This window comes from uncultured Thiocystis sp., assembly GCF_903866365.1.
Classification (GTDB): Bacteria; Pseudomonadota; Gammaproteobacteria; order Chromatiales; family Chromatiaceae; genus Chromatium.
Window position 1 is genome coordinate 1 of record NZ_CAIPNF010000328.1, and the last position, 17,056, is coordinate 17,056.

Annotated in this window: 13 protein-coding genes; 8 read left to right on the plus strand and 5 right to left on the minus strand. The window is 61.2% G+C overall.

All coding sequences use genetic code 11. The annotated features are described in order from the left end of the window. Positions 1-152 precede the first annotated feature (152 nt). The 4 genes from QZY07_RS18540 to nifJ form a co-directional block, all read right to left on the minus strand. The gene (locus tag QZY07_RS18540; protein WP_295405891.1) at positions 153-1,874 is read right to left on the minus strand and encodes a cation acetate symporter; all 1,722 of its coding nucleotides are present in this window, start codon (positions 1,872-1,874) and stop codon (positions 153-155) included. Beyond that, entirely contained in the window at positions 1,871-2,179 is a 309-nt protein-coding gene (locus QZY07_RS18545; protein ID WP_295405893.1) for a DUF485 domain-containing protein, read from the minus strand. The genes QZY07_RS18540 and QZY07_RS18545 overlap by 4 nt, the downstream gene beginning before the upstream one ends. A gap of 355 nt (positions 2,180-2,534) precedes the next feature. Continuing rightward, on the minus strand, positions 2,535-3,551 hold the full coding sequence (locus QZY07_RS18550) for a dihydroorotate dehydrogenase-like protein (protein ID WP_295405894.1): 1,017 nt from the start codon (positions 3,549-3,551) through the stop codon (positions 2,535-2,537). Positions 3,552-3,632: 81 nt separating this feature from the next. Beyond that, a complete protein-coding gene (nifJ, locus tag QZY07_RS18555) occupies positions 3,633-7,220 on the minus strand; it encodes a pyruvate:ferredoxin (flavodoxin) oxidoreductase (RefSeq protein ID WP_295405896.1) in 3,588 nt (1,195 codons plus the stop codon). Positions 7,221-7,490: 270 nt separating this feature from the next. Between nifJ and rimI the strand changes: the two genes are divergently transcribed. The 7 genes from rimI to QZY07_RS18590 all read left to right on the plus strand — a co-directional run bounded on the left by rimI (position 7,491) and on the right by QZY07_RS18590 (position 14,364). Beyond that, on the plus strand, positions 7,491-8,003 hold the full coding sequence (rimI, locus tag QZY07_RS18560; protein ID WP_295405897.1) for a ribosomal protein S18-alanine N-acetyltransferase: 513 nt from the start codon (positions 7,491-7,493) through the stop codon (positions 8,001-8,003). Between the two features lie 160 nt (positions 8,004-8,163). Next, entirely contained in the window at positions 8,164-9,744 is a 1,581-nt protein-coding gene (locus QZY07_RS18565; protein ID WP_295405899.1) for a peptide chain release factor 3, read from the plus strand. 178 nt (positions 9,745-9,922) lie between these two features. Continuing rightward, entirely contained in the window at positions 9,923-10,165 is a 243-nt protein-coding gene (locus QZY07_RS18570) for a BolA/IbaG family iron-sulfur metabolism protein (protein WP_295405901.1), read from the plus strand. Between the two features lie 222 nt (positions 10,166-10,387). Continuing rightward, positions 10,388-11,632 (plus strand): cell surface protein, encoded by a 1,245-nt coding sequence (locus QZY07_RS18575; protein ID WP_295405910.1) that lies wholly within the window; start codon positions 10,388-10,390, stop codon positions 11,630-11,632. After that, positions 11,629-12,570, plus strand: a complete 942-nt coding sequence (locus QZY07_RS18580) for a DUF6384 family protein (RefSeq protein ID WP_295405902.1) — start codon at positions 11,629-11,631, stop codon at positions 12,568-12,570. The genes QZY07_RS18575 and QZY07_RS18580 overlap by 4 nt, the downstream gene beginning before the upstream one ends. 10 nt (positions 12,571-12,580) lie before the next feature. Beyond that, complete coding sequence (locus QZY07_RS18585; RefSeq protein ID WP_295405904.1) at positions 12,581-14,032, plus strand: hypothetical protein; 1,452 nt, start codon at positions 12,581-12,583, stop codon at positions 14,030-14,032. Between the two features lie 32 nt (positions 14,033-14,064). Then, positions 14,065-14,364, plus strand: a complete 300-nt coding sequence (locus tag QZY07_RS18590; protein ID WP_295405905.1) for a hypothetical protein — start codon at positions 14,065-14,067, stop codon at positions 14,362-14,364. Positions 14,365-14,432: 68 nt separating this feature from the next. On the opposite strand, the gene QZY07_RS18595 is transcribed toward QZY07_RS18590, so the two are convergent. After that, positions 14,433-15,614, minus strand: a complete 1,182-nt coding sequence (locus tag QZY07_RS18595) for an acyltransferase (protein ID WP_295405907.1) — start codon at positions 15,612-15,614, stop codon at positions 14,433-14,435. A 359-nt stretch (positions 15,615-15,973) separates the two neighbouring features. Between QZY07_RS18595 and lysM the strand changes: the two genes are divergently transcribed. After that, a complete protein-coding gene (gene lysM, locus QZY07_RS18600) occupies positions 15,974-16,492 on the plus strand; it encodes a peptidoglycan-binding protein LysM (RefSeq protein WP_295405909.1) in 519 nt (172 codons plus the stop codon). Positions 16,493-17,056: the final 564 nt, after the last annotated feature.

A 17,056-nucleotide genomic window follows, 5' to 3' on the forward strand; every position in this document is an offset into this window, starting at 1 on the left:
CCAACTGCCAACTGCCAACTGCCAACTGCCAACTGCCAACTGCCAACTGCCAACTGCCAACTGCCAACTGCCAACTGCCAACTGCCAACTGCCAACTGCCAACTGCCAACTGCCAACTGCCCCGGGACATCCCTGTCCCGGAGGTCTAGCCCTTAGTGACTCGCGCCTCCCTCGGCGCCGATCCCCGTCTCGCAGCGGATCCGCTGTGCATCGAACGCGGCCCGATCGATCTTGGCGCGCTCGGAGTTGTCGAAAATCGAGAACAGCCAGATGCAGGCGAAGGAGATCGGGATCGAGACGATCGCCGGGTTGTTCAGCATGATCAGGCCGACCGACTTGCCGTCCTCGCCCACGTGGCCGAGCACGTCGCCCCACACCGCCTTCGACATGACGGTCAACACAAAGGCGCTGATGAGTCCGGCGAAACCGCCGATCAGCGCGCCGCGCGTGGTCATCTTGCTCCAGAAGATGGAAGCGACCAGCACCGGGAAGTTGGCGCTTGCCGCGATCGCGAAGGCCAGACCGACCATGAAGGCGACGTTCTGACTCTCGAAGGCGATGCCCAGCCCAATGGCGACCAGTCCCAGACCGAAGGTGGCGAACTTGGAGACGCGGATTTCGGTGGTCTCGTTGCTGCGACCGCGCGCGATGACGCTGGCGTAGAGGTCATGCGAGATGGCGGAGGCACCGGCCAGGGTCAGACCCGAGACCACGGCGAGGATGGTGGCGAAGGCCACGGCCGAGATGAAGCCGAGGAAGAGATCGCCGCCGACCGCTTTGGCCAGATGGATGGCGACCATATTGGTTCCGCCATTGATTCCGCTGACAAGCTGGCTCTGGATGACCGAGCCATCCGCCGCCAGCGCCGCCGGCTTGAAGAACTCGGGGTTTTGAGACAGTAGCACGATGGCCGCGAAGCCGATGATGAAGGTCAGAATGTAGAAATAGCCGATGAAACCGGTGGCGTAGAAGACCGATTTACGCGCCTCCTTGGCATCCGGCACGGTGAAGAAGCGCATCAGGATATGCGGCAGACCGGCGGTGCCGAACATGAGCGCCAGGCCGAGCGAGATGGCGTTGATCGGATCCGTCACCAGCGAACCGGGCGACATGATGGCCGCGGCCTTGGGGTGTACCTCGACCGCCTGCCGGAACATTTCCTCGGGCGAGAAATTGAAGAGCGCCAGGGAGGCGACCGCCATGAAGGTCGCGCCGCAGAGCAGCAGCACCGCCTTGATGATCTGGACCCAGGTGGTGGCGGTCATGCCGCCGAAGATGACATAGACCATCATCAGGACGCCGACGATGACCACTGCCAGCCAGTAGTCCAGGCCGAACAGCAGCTGGATCAGCTTGCCGGCGCCGACCATCTGCGCGATCAGGTAGAAGGCGACCACGACCAGCGAGGAGATCGCCGCCATGGTGCGGATCTGGGTCTGACCGAAGCGGTAGGAGCTGACGTCCGCAAAGGTGAATTTGCCCAGGTTGCGGATCTGCTCGGCGATCAGGAACATGATGATCGGCCAGCCGACCAGGAAGCCGATGGAGTAGATCAAACCATCGTAGCCGGAGGCGAACACCAGGCCGGAGATGCCCAGGAAAGAGGCGGCGGACATGTAGTCGCCGGCGATGGCCAGACCGTTCTGGAAGCCGGTGATGCCGCCGCCCGCGGTATAGAACTCCTTGGCGGTGCGGGTGCGCTTGGCCGCCCAGTAGGTGATGCCCAGGGTTCCCGCGACGAAGGCGACGAACATGTAGATGGCGGTCATGTTCACCGACTGCTGCTCGACGGCGCCGGACAGGGCTGGCGCGGCCACGAGCATGAAGGGGGTCAGCAGGGCGAGTAATACGCCCCAGATCGCGAAGCGCTTCATTGGAGATCCTCGCGGATAGCCTTGGTCAGGGCATCGAACTTGCCGTTGGCCTTGGAGACATAGAGTCCGGTCAGGATGAACGAGGCAACGATGATGATGACGCCGACCGGGATGCCGACCGTGGTCACGGAACCAGCGGAGATCGGGGTGCCCAGCAGGCTAGGCGCGAAGGCGATGACCAGGATAAAACCGTAATACATCGCCAACATGAGGACTGTCAGATTCCAGGCGAAACACTTGCGTGAACACACCAGCTCCTGATAGCGCGGATGCGCCTTGATGGCGTCGACCGAGGCTTGCTGCATTGGGTATTCCTAAATGAAGTGGATGGGATGATCGAGAGTCAGGCGACGTAACGGAATCCCGGGTTCGGGATTGCGTTAAAAACACGCGCGCAGTGTCACCCCTGCGTACTCGTGAGACGAGCACGACGCCTCTCTTGGATTTATTGTTGATTGCGCACGCGCGATCCGGGCAGGGGGCGATTGTGTTGGTGCTTCGTGCAAATAGTCAATGCCTGAGTCGATTTTTTTATCTGTCCGATGTATTGATTCAATCGCGCCGGGAGGCGCCGAGTTGTGCACGGCTCCCCGGACACCGGACCAGGCGAAGAGGCCGAGTACCACTCGGCCATCCTGGAAGCACTGATGAAAGCGGCATTTAAACCCGCACGCCCGAGGCGACACTGTAGCTGTCAAGGACGTTGATATAGTTGGCCCGCTCGAACTCGGCCGGATTGGGAACCGCCAGCGCGCTGACACGGCCGCGGAAATCGTCGACCGACTCGAACCCCTGTTCGGCCATCCAATCCTGGATTCCTTTCAAGATCAGAGCGGTATAGGCCGGCCCCTTTTGCAGCAGGACGCTGCACAGATGCACCACGTTGGCGCCGGCGAGCAGCATCTTGATCGCGTCCTCGGCGGTATGCACACCGCCGGTGGCACCCAGCGACAGTCCCTCGATGCGTCCGTACAGGATCGCGATCCAGCGCATCGCGATCAGCGCTTCCGCCGAAGTCGAGGGCCGCAGGGTCGATTGCAGGCGCAGACCCTGAATATCGATATCCGGCTGATAGAAGCGATTGAAGAGCGAAACGCCATTGGCCCCGGCGCGGGCGAACTGGCTGATCAGATGGCCGAGCGAGCTGAAGGCGGGGGAGAGTTTCAGGTTGATCGGGATCTGAATCTGGCCTCGCAGTTCACGCAACAGGCTCAGATAGCGCTCCTCGACCTCCGCCCCGCTCTGTCCGATGTCCCCCGCGACATAGTAGACATTCAGCTCCAGAGCGTCGGCCCCGGCCTGCTGAATCTCGGTCGCGTGCCGCAGCCATCCGCCGGGCGTGACGCCGTTGAGACTGGCGATGACCGGGATGCTCAGGGTCTCCTTGAGCTTGCCGATGTGCGCCAGATACTGATCCAGCGCACTGTCGAAATCCTGATGGTCGGGCAGGAAACCGGCGCCGACCTCGGCGAAACCGGGATCCTGATTTTGCAGAAAGCGCGCCACCGATTCGGTCTCGGCGGTGATGGCCTCCTCGAACAGTGACCACATGATGATGGCCGCCGCGCCGTTGTCCTCCAATTCGCGCGCGATGCCGAGGCTCTTCGAGAGCGGTGAGGCGGAGGGGACCAGCGGATTCTTGATCGTCAGTCCGAGATAGTTGGTCGTCAGGTTCATGGCTGGCTCAATCTCATGGTTCCGTAAAATAGCATTCGCGAAATGGCCAGGATCGCCTGGCCATCCATCGGGCAAGTCTGCCTATTCGGTTGGGGGCACGGCCGCCTTCTGGACCGCCAGATGCGCCAACTGCTCGTAGAGCGTAAAGTGCGTCCGCACATGCTTCTGCGCCAGTTGCAGATAGCGTTCGGCGGCCTCGGGATGGGTCCGGTTCAACAGGCTGAAACGGGTCTCCGAGGCGACGAAATCCCGATAGGGAATGCTCGGCGTCTTGCTGTCCATCAGCAGCGGATTCTCGCCCTTCTCGGCCCGGCGCGGATCGTAACGGAACAGCGACCAGTGACCGGAGTTCACCGCCATATCCTGCTGGCGCAGATTGTTCGACAGGTCCACGCCGTGAGCGATACAGGGCGAGTAGGCGATGATGACCGAGGGTCCGTCATAGGATTCGGCCTCCAGGAAGGCGCGCACCGTCTGTACGTCCTTGGCCCCGAAGGAGACCTGGGCGACATAGGCGTTGCCGTAGGCCATGGCCATCATGGCCAGATCCTTTTTGAAGGTCGGCTTGCCGCCGGCGGCGAACTTGGCGACCGCGCCCAGCGGGGTGGCCTTGGACTTCTGTCCGCCGGTGTTGGAGTAAACCTCGGTATCGAGGATCAGCAGGTTGACGTTGCGCCCGCTGGCGAGCACATGGTCGACGCCGCCGTAGCCGATGTCGTAGGCCCAGCCGTCGCCGCCGACGATCCAGACGCTGCGCTTGACCAGTTGCTCGCAGATCGCGGCCAGGGTGCGCGCCTGCGGGGTGTCGAGACCCTTGAGCTTCTCTTTCAGCGTCGCGACCCGTTCGCGCTGCTCATGGATGCCGGCCTCGCTCGACTGATCGGCGGTCAACAGCCCCTCGACCAGTTCGCCGCCGATCTGGCTCGCCAGTTGGGTCAGCAGTTCGCGCGCCTGTTCGGTCTGCTTGTCCACGGCCAGACGCATGCCAAGTCCGAACTCGGCATTGTCCTCGAACAGCGAATTGTTCCAGCTTGGACCGCGCCCCTCGGGGTTGGTGGTGTAGGGCGTCGTTGGCAGATTGCCGCCATAGATGGAGGAACAGCCGGTGGCGTTGGCGACCAGCATGCGGTCGCCGAACAACTGAGTAGCGAGCTTGACATAGGGTGTCTCGCCGCAGCCCACGCAGGCACCGGAGAACTCGAACAGCGGTTGCATCATCATCGCGTGCTTGATCTTGCTCGGATCCAGCTTGGCGCGGTCGAACTCGGGCAGGGTCAGGAAGAAGTCCCAGTTGGCCTGCTCCGCGTCGTGGATCTCGGTCGCTTCCACCATGTTGAGCGCTTTATGGCTGGGGTCGGTGCGATCGCGGATCGGGCAGACTTCCACGCAAAGTCCGCAACCGGTGCAGTCGTCGGGCGCGATCTGGTAGGCGACGCGATGACCCTCGGGGAAATCCTTGCCCTTCATCGCGGCGTGCCGGAAGCCCGCCGGGGCGTTCGCGGCGAGTTCAGTCGGAAACACCTTGGCGCGGATGGCCGCGTGCGGGCAGACCAGCGGGCATTTGCCGCACTGACTACAGAGCGCCTCGTCCCAGAGCGGCAGCTTGAGCGCCAGGTTGCGCTTCTCGAAGCGGGTGGTGCCGGTGGGCCAGGTGCCGTCGACCGGCATCAGGCTGACCGGGAGCTGATTGCCAAGCCCCGCCAGCAGGGTCGCCGTGACCTTGCGCACGAACTCGGGCGCGTCGTCCGGAACCACCGGCGGGCGGTCGAAGATGCTGGTGACGCTGCCAGGGAGCGTGACCTGATGGAGTCCGGCCAGGGTGGCGTCGATCGCCTGATTGTTGCGTTCCAGCAGCGCCTGACCCTTTTTGCCGTAGGTCTTCTTGACCGCGGTCTTGATATGGGCGATCGCCTCGTCGCGCGGCAGGATGCCCGAGATGGCGAAGAAACAGGTCTGCATGATGGTGTTGATGCGCCGACCCATGCCGGTCGCCTCCGCGATCCCGTAGGCGTCGATCACGTAGAAGGACAGTTCCTTCTCGATCATGGTCTGCTGCATCTTGCGCGGCAGTTCGTTCCAGACCTGGTCGGACGGGGTGGCCGAGTTCAGCAGGAAGACGCCGCCCTTGCGCGCCTTATCCAGCATGTCGTAGCGCGTGACGAAGGTCGGCTGATGGCAGGCGACGAAACTCGCCTCGTCGTCGCCGATCAGATAGGTGCTGTTGATCGGATGGGCGCCGAAACGCAGATGGCTGATGGTCATGGCGCCGGCCTTCTTCGAGTCGTACTCGAAATAGCCCTGACCGTAGTTCGGCGTTTCCTCGGCGATGATCTTGATGGAGTTTTTGTTGGCCGACACGGTGCCGTCCGAGCCCAATCCGTAGAAGACACAGGCGGTGATGCCCCTGGTCACGTCAGGCCGGAAGGTCGGATCCCAGTCCAGACTGGTGTGCGTGAGATCGTCGACGATGCCGATCGTGAACGGATTCTTCGGTTTGTCCCTGGTCAGCTCGTCGAAAACGCTCTTGACCATGCCAGGCGTGAATTCCTTCGACGACAGACCATAGCGACCGCCGATTACGCGCGGCATGGTCGCCAGGTCGCCCCCTGCATGCGCCTGGGCGAGCGCGGTCAGTACATCCTTATAAAGCGGTTCGCCATCGGAACCCGGCTCCTTGGTGCGATCGAGCACGGCGATCCGGGTCGCGGTGACCGGCAGCGCGGCAAGCAGATAGGCGGGGTCGAAGGGGCGGAAGAGCCGGACCTTGATCATGCCGACCTTCTCGCCGTGGGCGACCAGATGATCGACGGTCTCCTCGGCGGCGCCGATGCCCGAACCCATCAGCAGGATCACCCGCTCGGCATCCGGCGCGCCGACATACTCGAAGAGTCCGTACTGACGCCCGGTCAATTTGGCGAAACGATCCATCACGCCCTGCACGATGCCGGGGGTGTTCTGGTAATGGAGATTGACCGTCTCGCGTCCCTGGAAATAGACATCCGGATTCTGCGAGGTGCCGCGCAGCTTGGGATGATCGGGGTTGAGCGCGCGGGTCCGGCAGGCCGTGACCAGCTCGTCGTCGATCATGGCGCGGATCGTCTCGACCGGCAGTCGCTCGATCTTCGCGACCTCGTGCGAGGTGCGGAATCCATCGAAAAAGTGCAGGAAGGGCAGTCGACTCTCCAGGGTCGATGCCTGGGCGATCAGCGCGAAGTCCATCGCTTCCTGGACCGACGCCCCGCAGAGCATGGCGTAGCCGGTCGCCCGGCAGGCCATCACGTCCGCGTGATCGCCGAAGATCGACAGCCCCTGAGCGGCCAGCGAGCGGGCCGTGACATGGAACACCGTCGGCGACAGCTCGCCGGCGATCTTGTACATGTTCGGGATCATCAGCAGCAGGCCCTGGGAGGCGGTGAAGGTGGTCGCCAGCGAACCGCCCTGCAAGGCCCCATGAATGGCGCCGGCCGCGCCCGCCTCGCTCTGCATCTCGACCACGTCGGGGACTGTGCCCCAAAGATTTTTGACCCCCAGCGAAGACCATTCGTCCGACCACTCGCCCATGTTCGAGGAGGGCGTGATGGGATAAATGGCGATGACCTCGTTGGTCATGTGGGCGACATAGGCGGCGGCTTCATTACCGTCGAGGGTGACCATACTCTTCTGCGACATCGATCTGTCCCGCAATCAGTGGAAATAAGGAATCCCGGCGAGGCAAACATGCCGCGCGACACTGCGAATCTGGCGCCGCACTGAGGCAGTCGAATGGTGGTTGGCGCGACTCTGAGCAGGCGGGAATCAAGTAAACCGATTAACTATAGCCCGAATCCATTTCTGATTGGCGATGCTCTTGACGGACTTGTTCGAGAAATTGATCGTGGCATGATGCGGGTCATCTTCCGCGGCGCACAAACAATACATACCATGCGATACGCGGTTTACATGATCGGAAGCAGTGTCAATATGTCGACGCGGGAACAGCCACCAGGGTTTACGCTCAGACCCATGCGCGACGAGGATCTCGCCGCGGTCGGGGCGGTCGAGCGCGCGGCCTACGCGCACCCCTGGAGCGACGAGATTTTCCGGGACTGTCTGCGGGTCGGTTACTGCTGCTGGGTCGGCGAGATGGACCAGGACATCGTCGCCCACGGCATCATGTCGGTCGCCGTCGGCGAATGTCACATCTTTAATCTCTGCGTGCACCCGCGCTGTCAGCGCCGGGGCCTGGGTCGCGCCCTGTTGCGTCACCTGCTGTCGCTCGCGCTCAAGCGCAAGGCCGACACCGCTTTTCTGGAGGTGCGGGCCTCCAACAGCGGCGCGCGCGCGCTCTATGCTTCTGAGGGATTCTGCGAGATCGGCACACGCCGCAAGTATTATCCGGCGGGCAAGGGGCGCGAGGATGCCACGGTGCTGGCGCGTGAATTGAGAGGACTTGACGCGACTGGATGCGTTTAGGCCATGTCCGGAATGGGCGATCGCCACTGGAAAGCGCCTCTCCGCACACCCTGGACAGACGCGAAGCCGCTCTCCCGCTCTCCCGTTATCCCTGTCCGAGTCATCCCGCATCGGTATAATCCCAGGATTTCCCAGTGCAGGCAGTCTCCGACCCGTCCCCATGAGCGAGCTTCAAGAGCAACTCGATAAACGCCGTACTTTCGCCATCATCTCCCATCCCGACGCCGGTAAAACCACGCTGACCGAAAAGCTGCTGCTGTTCGGCGGCGCGATCCAGCTTGCCGGGACGGTCAAGGGACGCAAGGCGGCGCGTCACGCGACCTCGGACTGGATGGCGCTGGAGAAGGAGCGCGGGATCTCGGTGACCTCCTCGGTCATGCAGTTTCCCTACGGCGACGCCATCGTCAACCTGCTCGATACGCCGGGGCACGAGGATTTCTCCGAGGATACCTATCGCACCCTGACGGCGGTCGACTCGGCGCTGATGGTGATCGACATCGCCAAGGGCGTCGAGGATCGCACCATCAAGCTGATGGATGTCTGCCGGCTGCGCGACACGCCCATTCTGACCTTCGTCAACAAGCTCGACCGCGAGGGCCGCGACGCCATCGAGGTACTGGACGAGATCGAGAATATCCTGAAGATCCGCTGCGCGCCCGTCACCTGGCCGATCGGTATGGGCAAGCGCTTCAAGGGCGTCTTCGATCTGCGTTCCGGGCGCACCCATCTGTTCAGTGCCCAGCATGGCGGACGCATCACCCAGGGCGAGATCATCGAGGGGCTCGACAACCCGCGCATGGACGAGGTGCTCGGCGATCAGGCCCAGGAACTGCGCGACGAGATGGAACTGGTGCAGGGCGCCAGTCATCCGCTGAATCTCGCGGACTATATGGCGGGCAAGCAGACACCGGTGTTTTTCGGCTCGGCGATCAATAATTTCGGCGTGCGCGAACTGCTCGATGCCTTCGTGGAATACGCCCCGCCGCCGCGCGCGCGTCAGACGCGTCAGCGTCTGGTCGATCCCGCCGAGGATGCCTTTAGCGGTTTCGTGTTCAAGATCCAGGCGAACATGGACCCGGCGCATCGCGATCGGGTCGCCTTTCTGCGGGTCTGCTCGGGTAGCTATCAAAAGGGCATGAAGATGCGTCATGTGCGCATCGGCAAGTCGATTCAGGTCGCCAACGCTATTACCTTCCAGGCCGACGAGCGCCGTCAGGTGGAAGACGCCTGGCCCGGCGACATCATTGGTCTGCACAATCACGGCACCATCCAGATCGGCGATACCTTTACCGAGACCGAGGATCTGAAATACGAGGGTGTGCCCTATTTCGCGCCCGAACTCTTCCGCCGGGTCGTGCTCCGGGATCCGCTGCGGACCAAGGCGTTGCAGAAGGGCGTGGTGCAGCTTGCCGAGGAGGGTGCGACCCAGGTCTTCCGTCCGCTGAAGAATAACGATCTGATTCTCGGGGCGGTCGGGATTCTGCAATTCGACGTGGCGGCGTATCGGCTCAAGGACGAATACGGCGTCGATGCCTTCGTCGAGCCAGTGAGCGTGAAGACCGCCCGCTGGGTCACTTGCACGGACGCCAAGATGCTGGAACGCTTCAAGGAAAAGAATTACGAGAATCTGGCCTTGGATGGCGACGACCAGCTCGTCTATCTGGCGCCGACGCGGGTCAATCTGAGCCTGGCGGAAGAGCGCTGGCCGGAGGTGCGGTTTCTGGCGACGCGCGAGCTTTGAGATGCGTTCGAGGCGGTCGCGGTCTTGAGTCAGACGGTGATTCGGTCTCGATCATGAGTCTTGGAATCCACGGCAATGGCCCAAAGAGTCAGGCGGATCGAGACGCCCCCGGAAGATTCGCCTGAACCAACGAACATTGCCGTTGACGTGGTGTACATTTCAGACTAGGAGTTAAACTTTGGAAACCGAAGCAGTCGCCCAGCTCATTCGCGCGGGCATCCCGCATGCCGAGGTTCAGGTCTCCGGCGATGGTAGTCACTTCGAGGCGCTGGTTGTCAGCGATGTCTTCGAGGGCCTGACGCCGATCAAGCGGCAACGGCTTGTAATGGAGACCGTAAAGACCCAAATCCTCAGCGGCGAATTGCATGCCCTGTCGATCAAGGCCCAGACGCCGGCGCAACGCGTCGAACAGAGCGCTTGATCAAGGCAGGTCGGCAAATGGTCCGCACAGCGGACCCTACGGTAGGGTCCGCTGTGCGGAACGAACGACCGTCGCTAAAATGACGATCAACGCCATGTTGGCGATCAACTTGATCACTGCGTTTGTCGGTGAAGTCGACCATCAAGCTGAAGTATGAGCACCATCAAGCTGAAGTATGAGCACCATCAGACTAAGACTCAACCATTAGGGACGGAAGAAACCATGACGACGACCGACACCGCTGCTGCCGCCGCCACTGCCAACGCGACCGCGATCGCCACCGCCACCCCGATGCAGTATCTGGACAAGGCCATGAATGGCCTGCACGACCTGGGGCTGGTGCCCACCGATGGGGATAAACAGGTCGAACCAATCATCGCCCTTCTGAACCAGATCTCCGTGCTCGACGAAGGACGCGTCACCGCGATCGCCCGCACTCTCAATGAATCGTCGCTGTTTAATGAGGTGGTGCGCCAGCAGGTGCAGGCGATGGAAATCGGTAGCCGCTACGAGGACATCACTAACGCTTTCAATAGCATTCGTGACGATGCCAAGACGATGGTGGACCAGATCGAAGACGGCAAGCTGGATACTTTCGAGCGTCTCGGCAATGTCTGGATGAAGGCCACGCGCGGGGACATCGCCGCCCGCTTCGACAAGATCAAGGACACGTACCTTGATGTGACTGCGTCCACCAACGATCAGATCCAGCGGGAACAGAAGATTCTGGAGGCGTACCAGGATTTCCGCGGGGCGCTGAAGCAGTCCGAAGTGTTGGCCCTTGAGGTGCTCAAAACGGCTCAGGGCAAGCTGGACGATGCCAAGGCAGGGGTGGATGCTTCCATGAAGGCGGTGGAGGCCAACACCTCGCAAGAGCCCGCGGTTCGTGCCAAGTTTGAATTGGCGAGAGACGAGAAGGTCCGTGCACTTCAGCAGGAAGAAAAGCGCTATCAGATTGCCAAGGATCTGTCGGACAACCTCACGATCTCGTACAACACCTCCGAGGTGGTCATGGCGCGCCTGCTTCAGACCACCAACGCCAAGGAGCGGGTCTATGCGCAGGCCGTGAGCTTCTTCAGCACCAATGAAGTGGTCCTGACCGCGCTCACCGCCTCGTTCACCGGTATGTTTGGACTCCACGAAGGCACTCAGACCGTGAATGCCATGAAGGAAGGTGTGAGTCAGTCACTGGAGGTTCTGGCGGACATCGGCGGCAAGGTTCAGGAGGCGGCGGTCAAGGCTGGTTATGGCCCCACGGTTCGCGCGGACTCGGTGAAGAAGCTGGTGGATTCGGTGGTCTCCTGGCAGGTCAGATCTCATGAGATCATTGAGGAGATGCGCAAGCAGAGCACGGCAAACGCCAACGAGATCCGCGATGCGGTGGAGGAGGGGAAGCGCAAGCTGGCGCGTCTCGCCGATCAGGGCAAGGGCCTCGAATTGCCTGCCGCGGCCGTATCGCAGTCATGAGCGAGGCGGCTACCCTGACCCCTGGCCAGAGCCAACATCCCGTTCCGCACCAGGGACCAAAGCCACCCCTGGATGACGTCATGCTTGCGATGGACGTGGTCGATACGCTGCGTCGACGCGAGCGGATCGTCAAGAAGGAGTTGGATGATGTCGGTCGCGAGGAGGATCTTAAGGAGCGTCTGCGCAAGATCTACGCGGCTCAGGGGATCGAGGTTCCGGATCAGGTGATTGAGCAGGGAGTCGCCGCGCTCAAGGAAGATCGTTTTACCTACAAGGCGCCGCCGAATTCATTCTCCATCAAGCTCGCCCGTTTTTATATCAGTCGCGGTTCCTGGGGGAAATGGTTGGGTGGTCTCGCTGGGGTGGGTCTGCTGGCGGGCGTTGTCAATTATTTCGTGGTTGTCGCCCCCAACGCCTCACTGCCGGAAGATCTGGACAGGATCCACGGGGAGGCCGTCGCTCTGGCGGCCTCCGATCAGGTGCGGAAGACCCTGGATCGCTACTTCAACGCGGGGCAGGCCGCGCTGCGTAATGACAATCAAGCAGCCGCCAAGGAAGCCATCAAGCAGCTTGACGCGGCGAGCGATATCCTAGAGCAGGAATACACGTTGCGCATTATCAATCGGCCAGACGAAAAGACGGGTGTCTGGCGCATCCCGGACATCAATACTGGGGCACGCAATTTCTATATCGTGGTCGAGGCCCTTGACCCCTCCGGGCGTGTGTTGACGGTGCCGATCGAGAATCAGGAAACCAGGAAGACCGAGCGGGTGCAGCGGTGGGGTCTGCGGGTCGATGAGCGGACTTTCAACGCGATCGCCGCGGACAAAACAGACGACGGCATCATCGAGCGCGATCGTTTTGGCTACAAGGCGCGGGGTGAGCTGGTTCCTCATTACGAAATGAAGACGACCGGCGGGGCGATTACGCAGTGGTAAGGAGATAAGCATGGTTTCCGGACGACAGGCCCTGTCCAACATCGATCAGACGGTGACCGATGCGCGGACCAAGATCGCCTCCATTGAGTCTCAAATCGAGACAGTCAACCAGCGTTTGGCCGAACAGCAGCAGGCGCTGACGCAGGACTATAAAGACCTGGCCAAGGTGCGCGTCAACCTGATGGCGGATCCGGAGACGGCACGTCATCTGGATCAGGCTGAGCAGCAGGCGCTGGCCCTGTTGGGCCAGCGCGAGTCCGCCCTGCGTGAGCTGGAGAGCCAACTCCAGGCTGCCGATGGTGTCAGGCAGACCCTGGAAACTGAACGTTCCGCCCAGGCTGCCCGTGTGGACGCCACGGCCCAGGCGGTGGATGCCGCCGATGCCCGGACCCAGGCGCGTCTGCATGCCGACCCCGCCTACCGGATTCAGCGCGAGAAGGTCGCCGAGGCCGAGCGTCTGGCCATGCACGCCAGTGAAAAAGCGACCCGCAGTGAAGATGAGCGGGAGCAGAAGGGTGCGGCCTTTCGAGGCGATCCACTGTTCATGTACCTCTGGGAGCGCAGCTATGGCACGCCCGAGTACCGGTCCTGGGGGCTCTTCCGGATGCTGGACGGCTGGGTCGCGAAGCTGGTCGGATTCGCGGACGCCCGCGCCAACTTCAGTCGCCTGAACGAAATCCCGGAGCGGCTGCGCGAGCATGCCAACGGTCTTCAAGCAGGCGCCGAGGGTGAGTTTGACGCTCTCAAGGCGCTCGATGAGGCGGCTCGGGCGGCGGATGGCATCCCAGCCCTAGAGCAGATCGTCGCCCGTGAACAGGAGCGTCTCGATGCCATCGATGCGCGGATCGCCAATGCCGAGTCAGATCAACAGGTCTTGATGGCGCGTAGGGCACTGTTTGCCGCCGGCGAGGATGAGCACACCAGGAAAGCGGTGAACTTCATGGCCGCGGAGTTCCAGCGGGAGGATCTGATGGAACTGCGTCGGGAAGCTCTCGCGACCCCGTATCCGGAGGACGATCTCATCGTCAGCCAGATGCTTCAGCGTGAAGACGAGCGTCGACAACTGGAGGCCAGCGTCCAGGGGCTCAAGGAAGTCATTGTCCAGCATCAGAAGCAGTTGGCCGAGCTAGAGTCTCTGCGACTGGATTTCAAGCGCAGCCGCTACGACCGGGCTGGCTCGACGTTTGGCGACGAGGCCATGATCGGCATGCTGCTTGGTCAGTTCATCAACGGCATGTTGGACCGGGACAATCTCTGGCGGATTCTGCGCGAGCAGCAGCGCTACCGGCCCCAGCGATCCGATCCTGGCTTCGGATCCGGGGGGTTTGGGCGCGGAACCGTGTGGGGCGGCGGAGTGGGCGACCTGGGTGGGCTTGGTGACATCGTCGGCGGATTGGGTAGTGGCCGGGATAGACTCGGTGGAGGTGGAGGTGGAGGCTTCCGGACTGGAGGTGGCTTCTGAATGTCTTTTAAACGTCTATGAGGATTTTCAATATGATGACGAAAGAAGAGTATTTAGAGAAACTCAAGACCCAGCTAGACGAGTGGAAGGCGGATATTGAGCAGCTTCGCCTTAAAGCTGCTGACGCCACCCATGATACCAAGGAGGGTATTGAGAAGGAAATCGCCGAGATCAAGGCTAAGTGGGACGAGGGCGAAGTCAAGCGCCAGGAAATGTTTGACTCAGCCGATGAAAAATGGGACGAACTCAAGGAAGAAGCAGAGCAAGGCTGGGCTCATCTGACCTGTTTTGTGAAAGAATCATTTGATCGAATCAAGACGAAAATCGGCTAGACCCGCTCATGCCGGGTAGCGTGCTGCCCGGCTCCCACCAATTCTTTGCTGGCGATCCGGAAATCGCCTCAATCCATGACCGGTGGAGCCGATGCGGAATATTTCTGCGCCGCCAGATCCTTTTGCAAGATTTCACGACCGCCATTGAGGATCGCGTAGACCTTGGGCATCCAGAGGTTGAGAAGGGTTGCCGCCACCCAGATCAGACCGAGTGTCAAACCGATGCTTGCAAAGTAGTTCAACAGTAAGCCGAACTCCCCACTCGGTGGGGCCAGATTCGCAAGCCCTTTTTTCACATAGATAATCAGCGGATAGTGGGCGCAAAAGATGAAGAACGCCATGCTGCTGTGGCGACGCAGCAGATTGCCCATCCTCGTGATCGCCAGATGACCCGCAATGCTCCAGAGCGCCATGACGCCGAGTAAGCGCAGCAATGCTGACATCAGCTCGAGGGTGCGTTCGTGCTCCGCACCGATCAGCGAGGGTGCGACAGTTCGCAACCCGACAATGGCGAGGAATCCGAGAAACAGAGGGAGCGCCCAGCGGTCGAGACGGGTCGGATCGAGACGGTGGATCGCGATCATAGCGCCCAGGTTAAAGAACATGAAGATGTCGATTCTGAGAAAGATGCCGAAGGTCTGTTCCGTCAGCCAGGAAAGGGTGAGCAGGCCGAGCCAGAGCAATGGGATACGCGTCACCGCGAGCCAGACGAGCGGCGCCAGCGCCATCGTCACGATCAGGTCACGCAGAAACCAGAACTGGATTGCAAACGGGGTATCGGTCAGTGCGAAGGCGGCATCCAACAACGTGAGCGGGGTCGCGCCAGCCTCGCTTGAAAACAGTTTGGCAAACGTGTCGGGTTGAACCAGATACACCAGATAGGCGGCTGCCACGTATCCTCCACTCCATAACAGGAAGGGCAGGACGATCGATTGAAGTCGTTTGCGCCAGAGCTTTGAGAAATCGGGACGGGCTCCAGAATGTGCGGAGCGAAAGAACAGAAAGCCCGAAATTGCACTGAGTAAAGGGACGGCCGCGAAGGCGAAGAACAGTACATACGAAATTGTAATGGTCGCGATCGGGTAGTCCTGCCCCACATACCCATCGAATGGCGAGATGCCAGAGCCGACGACGGCACCATAGTGCAGAAAAACCAGCGCCAGGATCAGCGAGATACGCAAGAAATCGATCCGGGTGCTGGTCGATGCGACAGAGGCATGCGACAGACGGAGAGCGTACGAAAATATCATGAGAAAAGCTCCAGGCGTTCGGCAAAAAACAGCGTTCGGAATCCCTGCGTTGTGTTGAGCGATCCCCGTCTCGCGACGGCTAACGGCAATCGGCGTAATGCTGTTTTCGTGACGATGGAAAGGAAATGCGTCAACTGCCGAAGCACCAACGCCATGAGGTCTACGCGAGGGCTGAGCCGATACCCGAAAGACGCAGGCCAAGCCGGACGAAGATAGGACGAAAGCTAGCCTATAAATAACAATTGCCTATAATCTGATGTCGCACAGCGGAGCTTTCAAGCGGATATCCCACTTTCTTTCTCTGGATTGCCGATGCCCACCTCAAACACGGAGATCGACCGGCGGGATAGACGGCACGCTTGGGCCTGACACAAGCTTGTCGCGGTTTTATGCTAGCGTTGTCATGGCCAATTCAATCAGCACATCAATTGTCAGCGGGGGTCATCATGGGTCTGTTCGACTTTTTGAAAGGTAATGGCAAGAAGGTTTTCGGCAACGATGTCGAGGCGAGCGAGAAGATCAAGGAAGAAATCGAGCGTGACAACCCCGGCGTCAAGGATCTGTCCGTCACCTTCGACAATGGCGTGGTGGCGCTCTCTGGCACGGCGGACAGTCCGGACGCCATGGAAAAAGCCGTCCTCATGGCCGGCAACATCCAGGGAGTGGAACAGGTCAAGGCGGACCAGTTGAACGCCCCACCGCAGGCCGCCGAAGTCGAATTCTATCTCATCGCGAAAGGCGACTCGTTATCGGCCATCGCAAAGAAATTCTATGGCGACGGCAACGCCTATCCGCGCATCTTCGAAGCGAATCGAGAAGTCATCAAGGATCCTAACCTCATCTACCCCGGCCAGAAAATCAGGATCCCAAAATCCTGAATCGTGGGCGCCAGACGTCTTCCCGAGAAACCGGAACCGGAACCGGTCTCCGGGATCGCCGAGTTGCAAGCGGCTCTTCAACCAACCGACCGGAGTAAAAAGCTGAATTTCGCCACATAAGCCGAGACGATGGGAATACCCCGTCCCGCCTCAGGTTGCGAAATCGTGCGGCTGCGATGACCCAGGGATGGCGAGCCTTATTGTCGGGCGGTCGCGGTGGCAGTCGACCCGTCGCCCGCTTCGCCAGTCGGACCTCACCCGACTGACGCGCGGCGGCATGCCGTCCGCCATCCACTCTTTCCCGCGCCGCGCGCGGATTTGACCCGCGTTCCGCCCTCTTCGCGAGGCGCGTGCGCCTCCGCATCCCACCCCGGTCCGCCCGCCTCCGCGCGGTTCCGCGTCATTCTCGCGTCGGCATGGAGGGCGAGCGATCGCGCCTCTCCCCTCGTCTTCACTCCCTGCCCTTCCCGGCGACGCCGCTCAGGGCAAGCCGTGTCATTCGCCACAGCAAGCCGTTCCCCGCTGGGCAGCGGGGTTCAAGGGTGGCGTTCGCGCGGCGCCCGC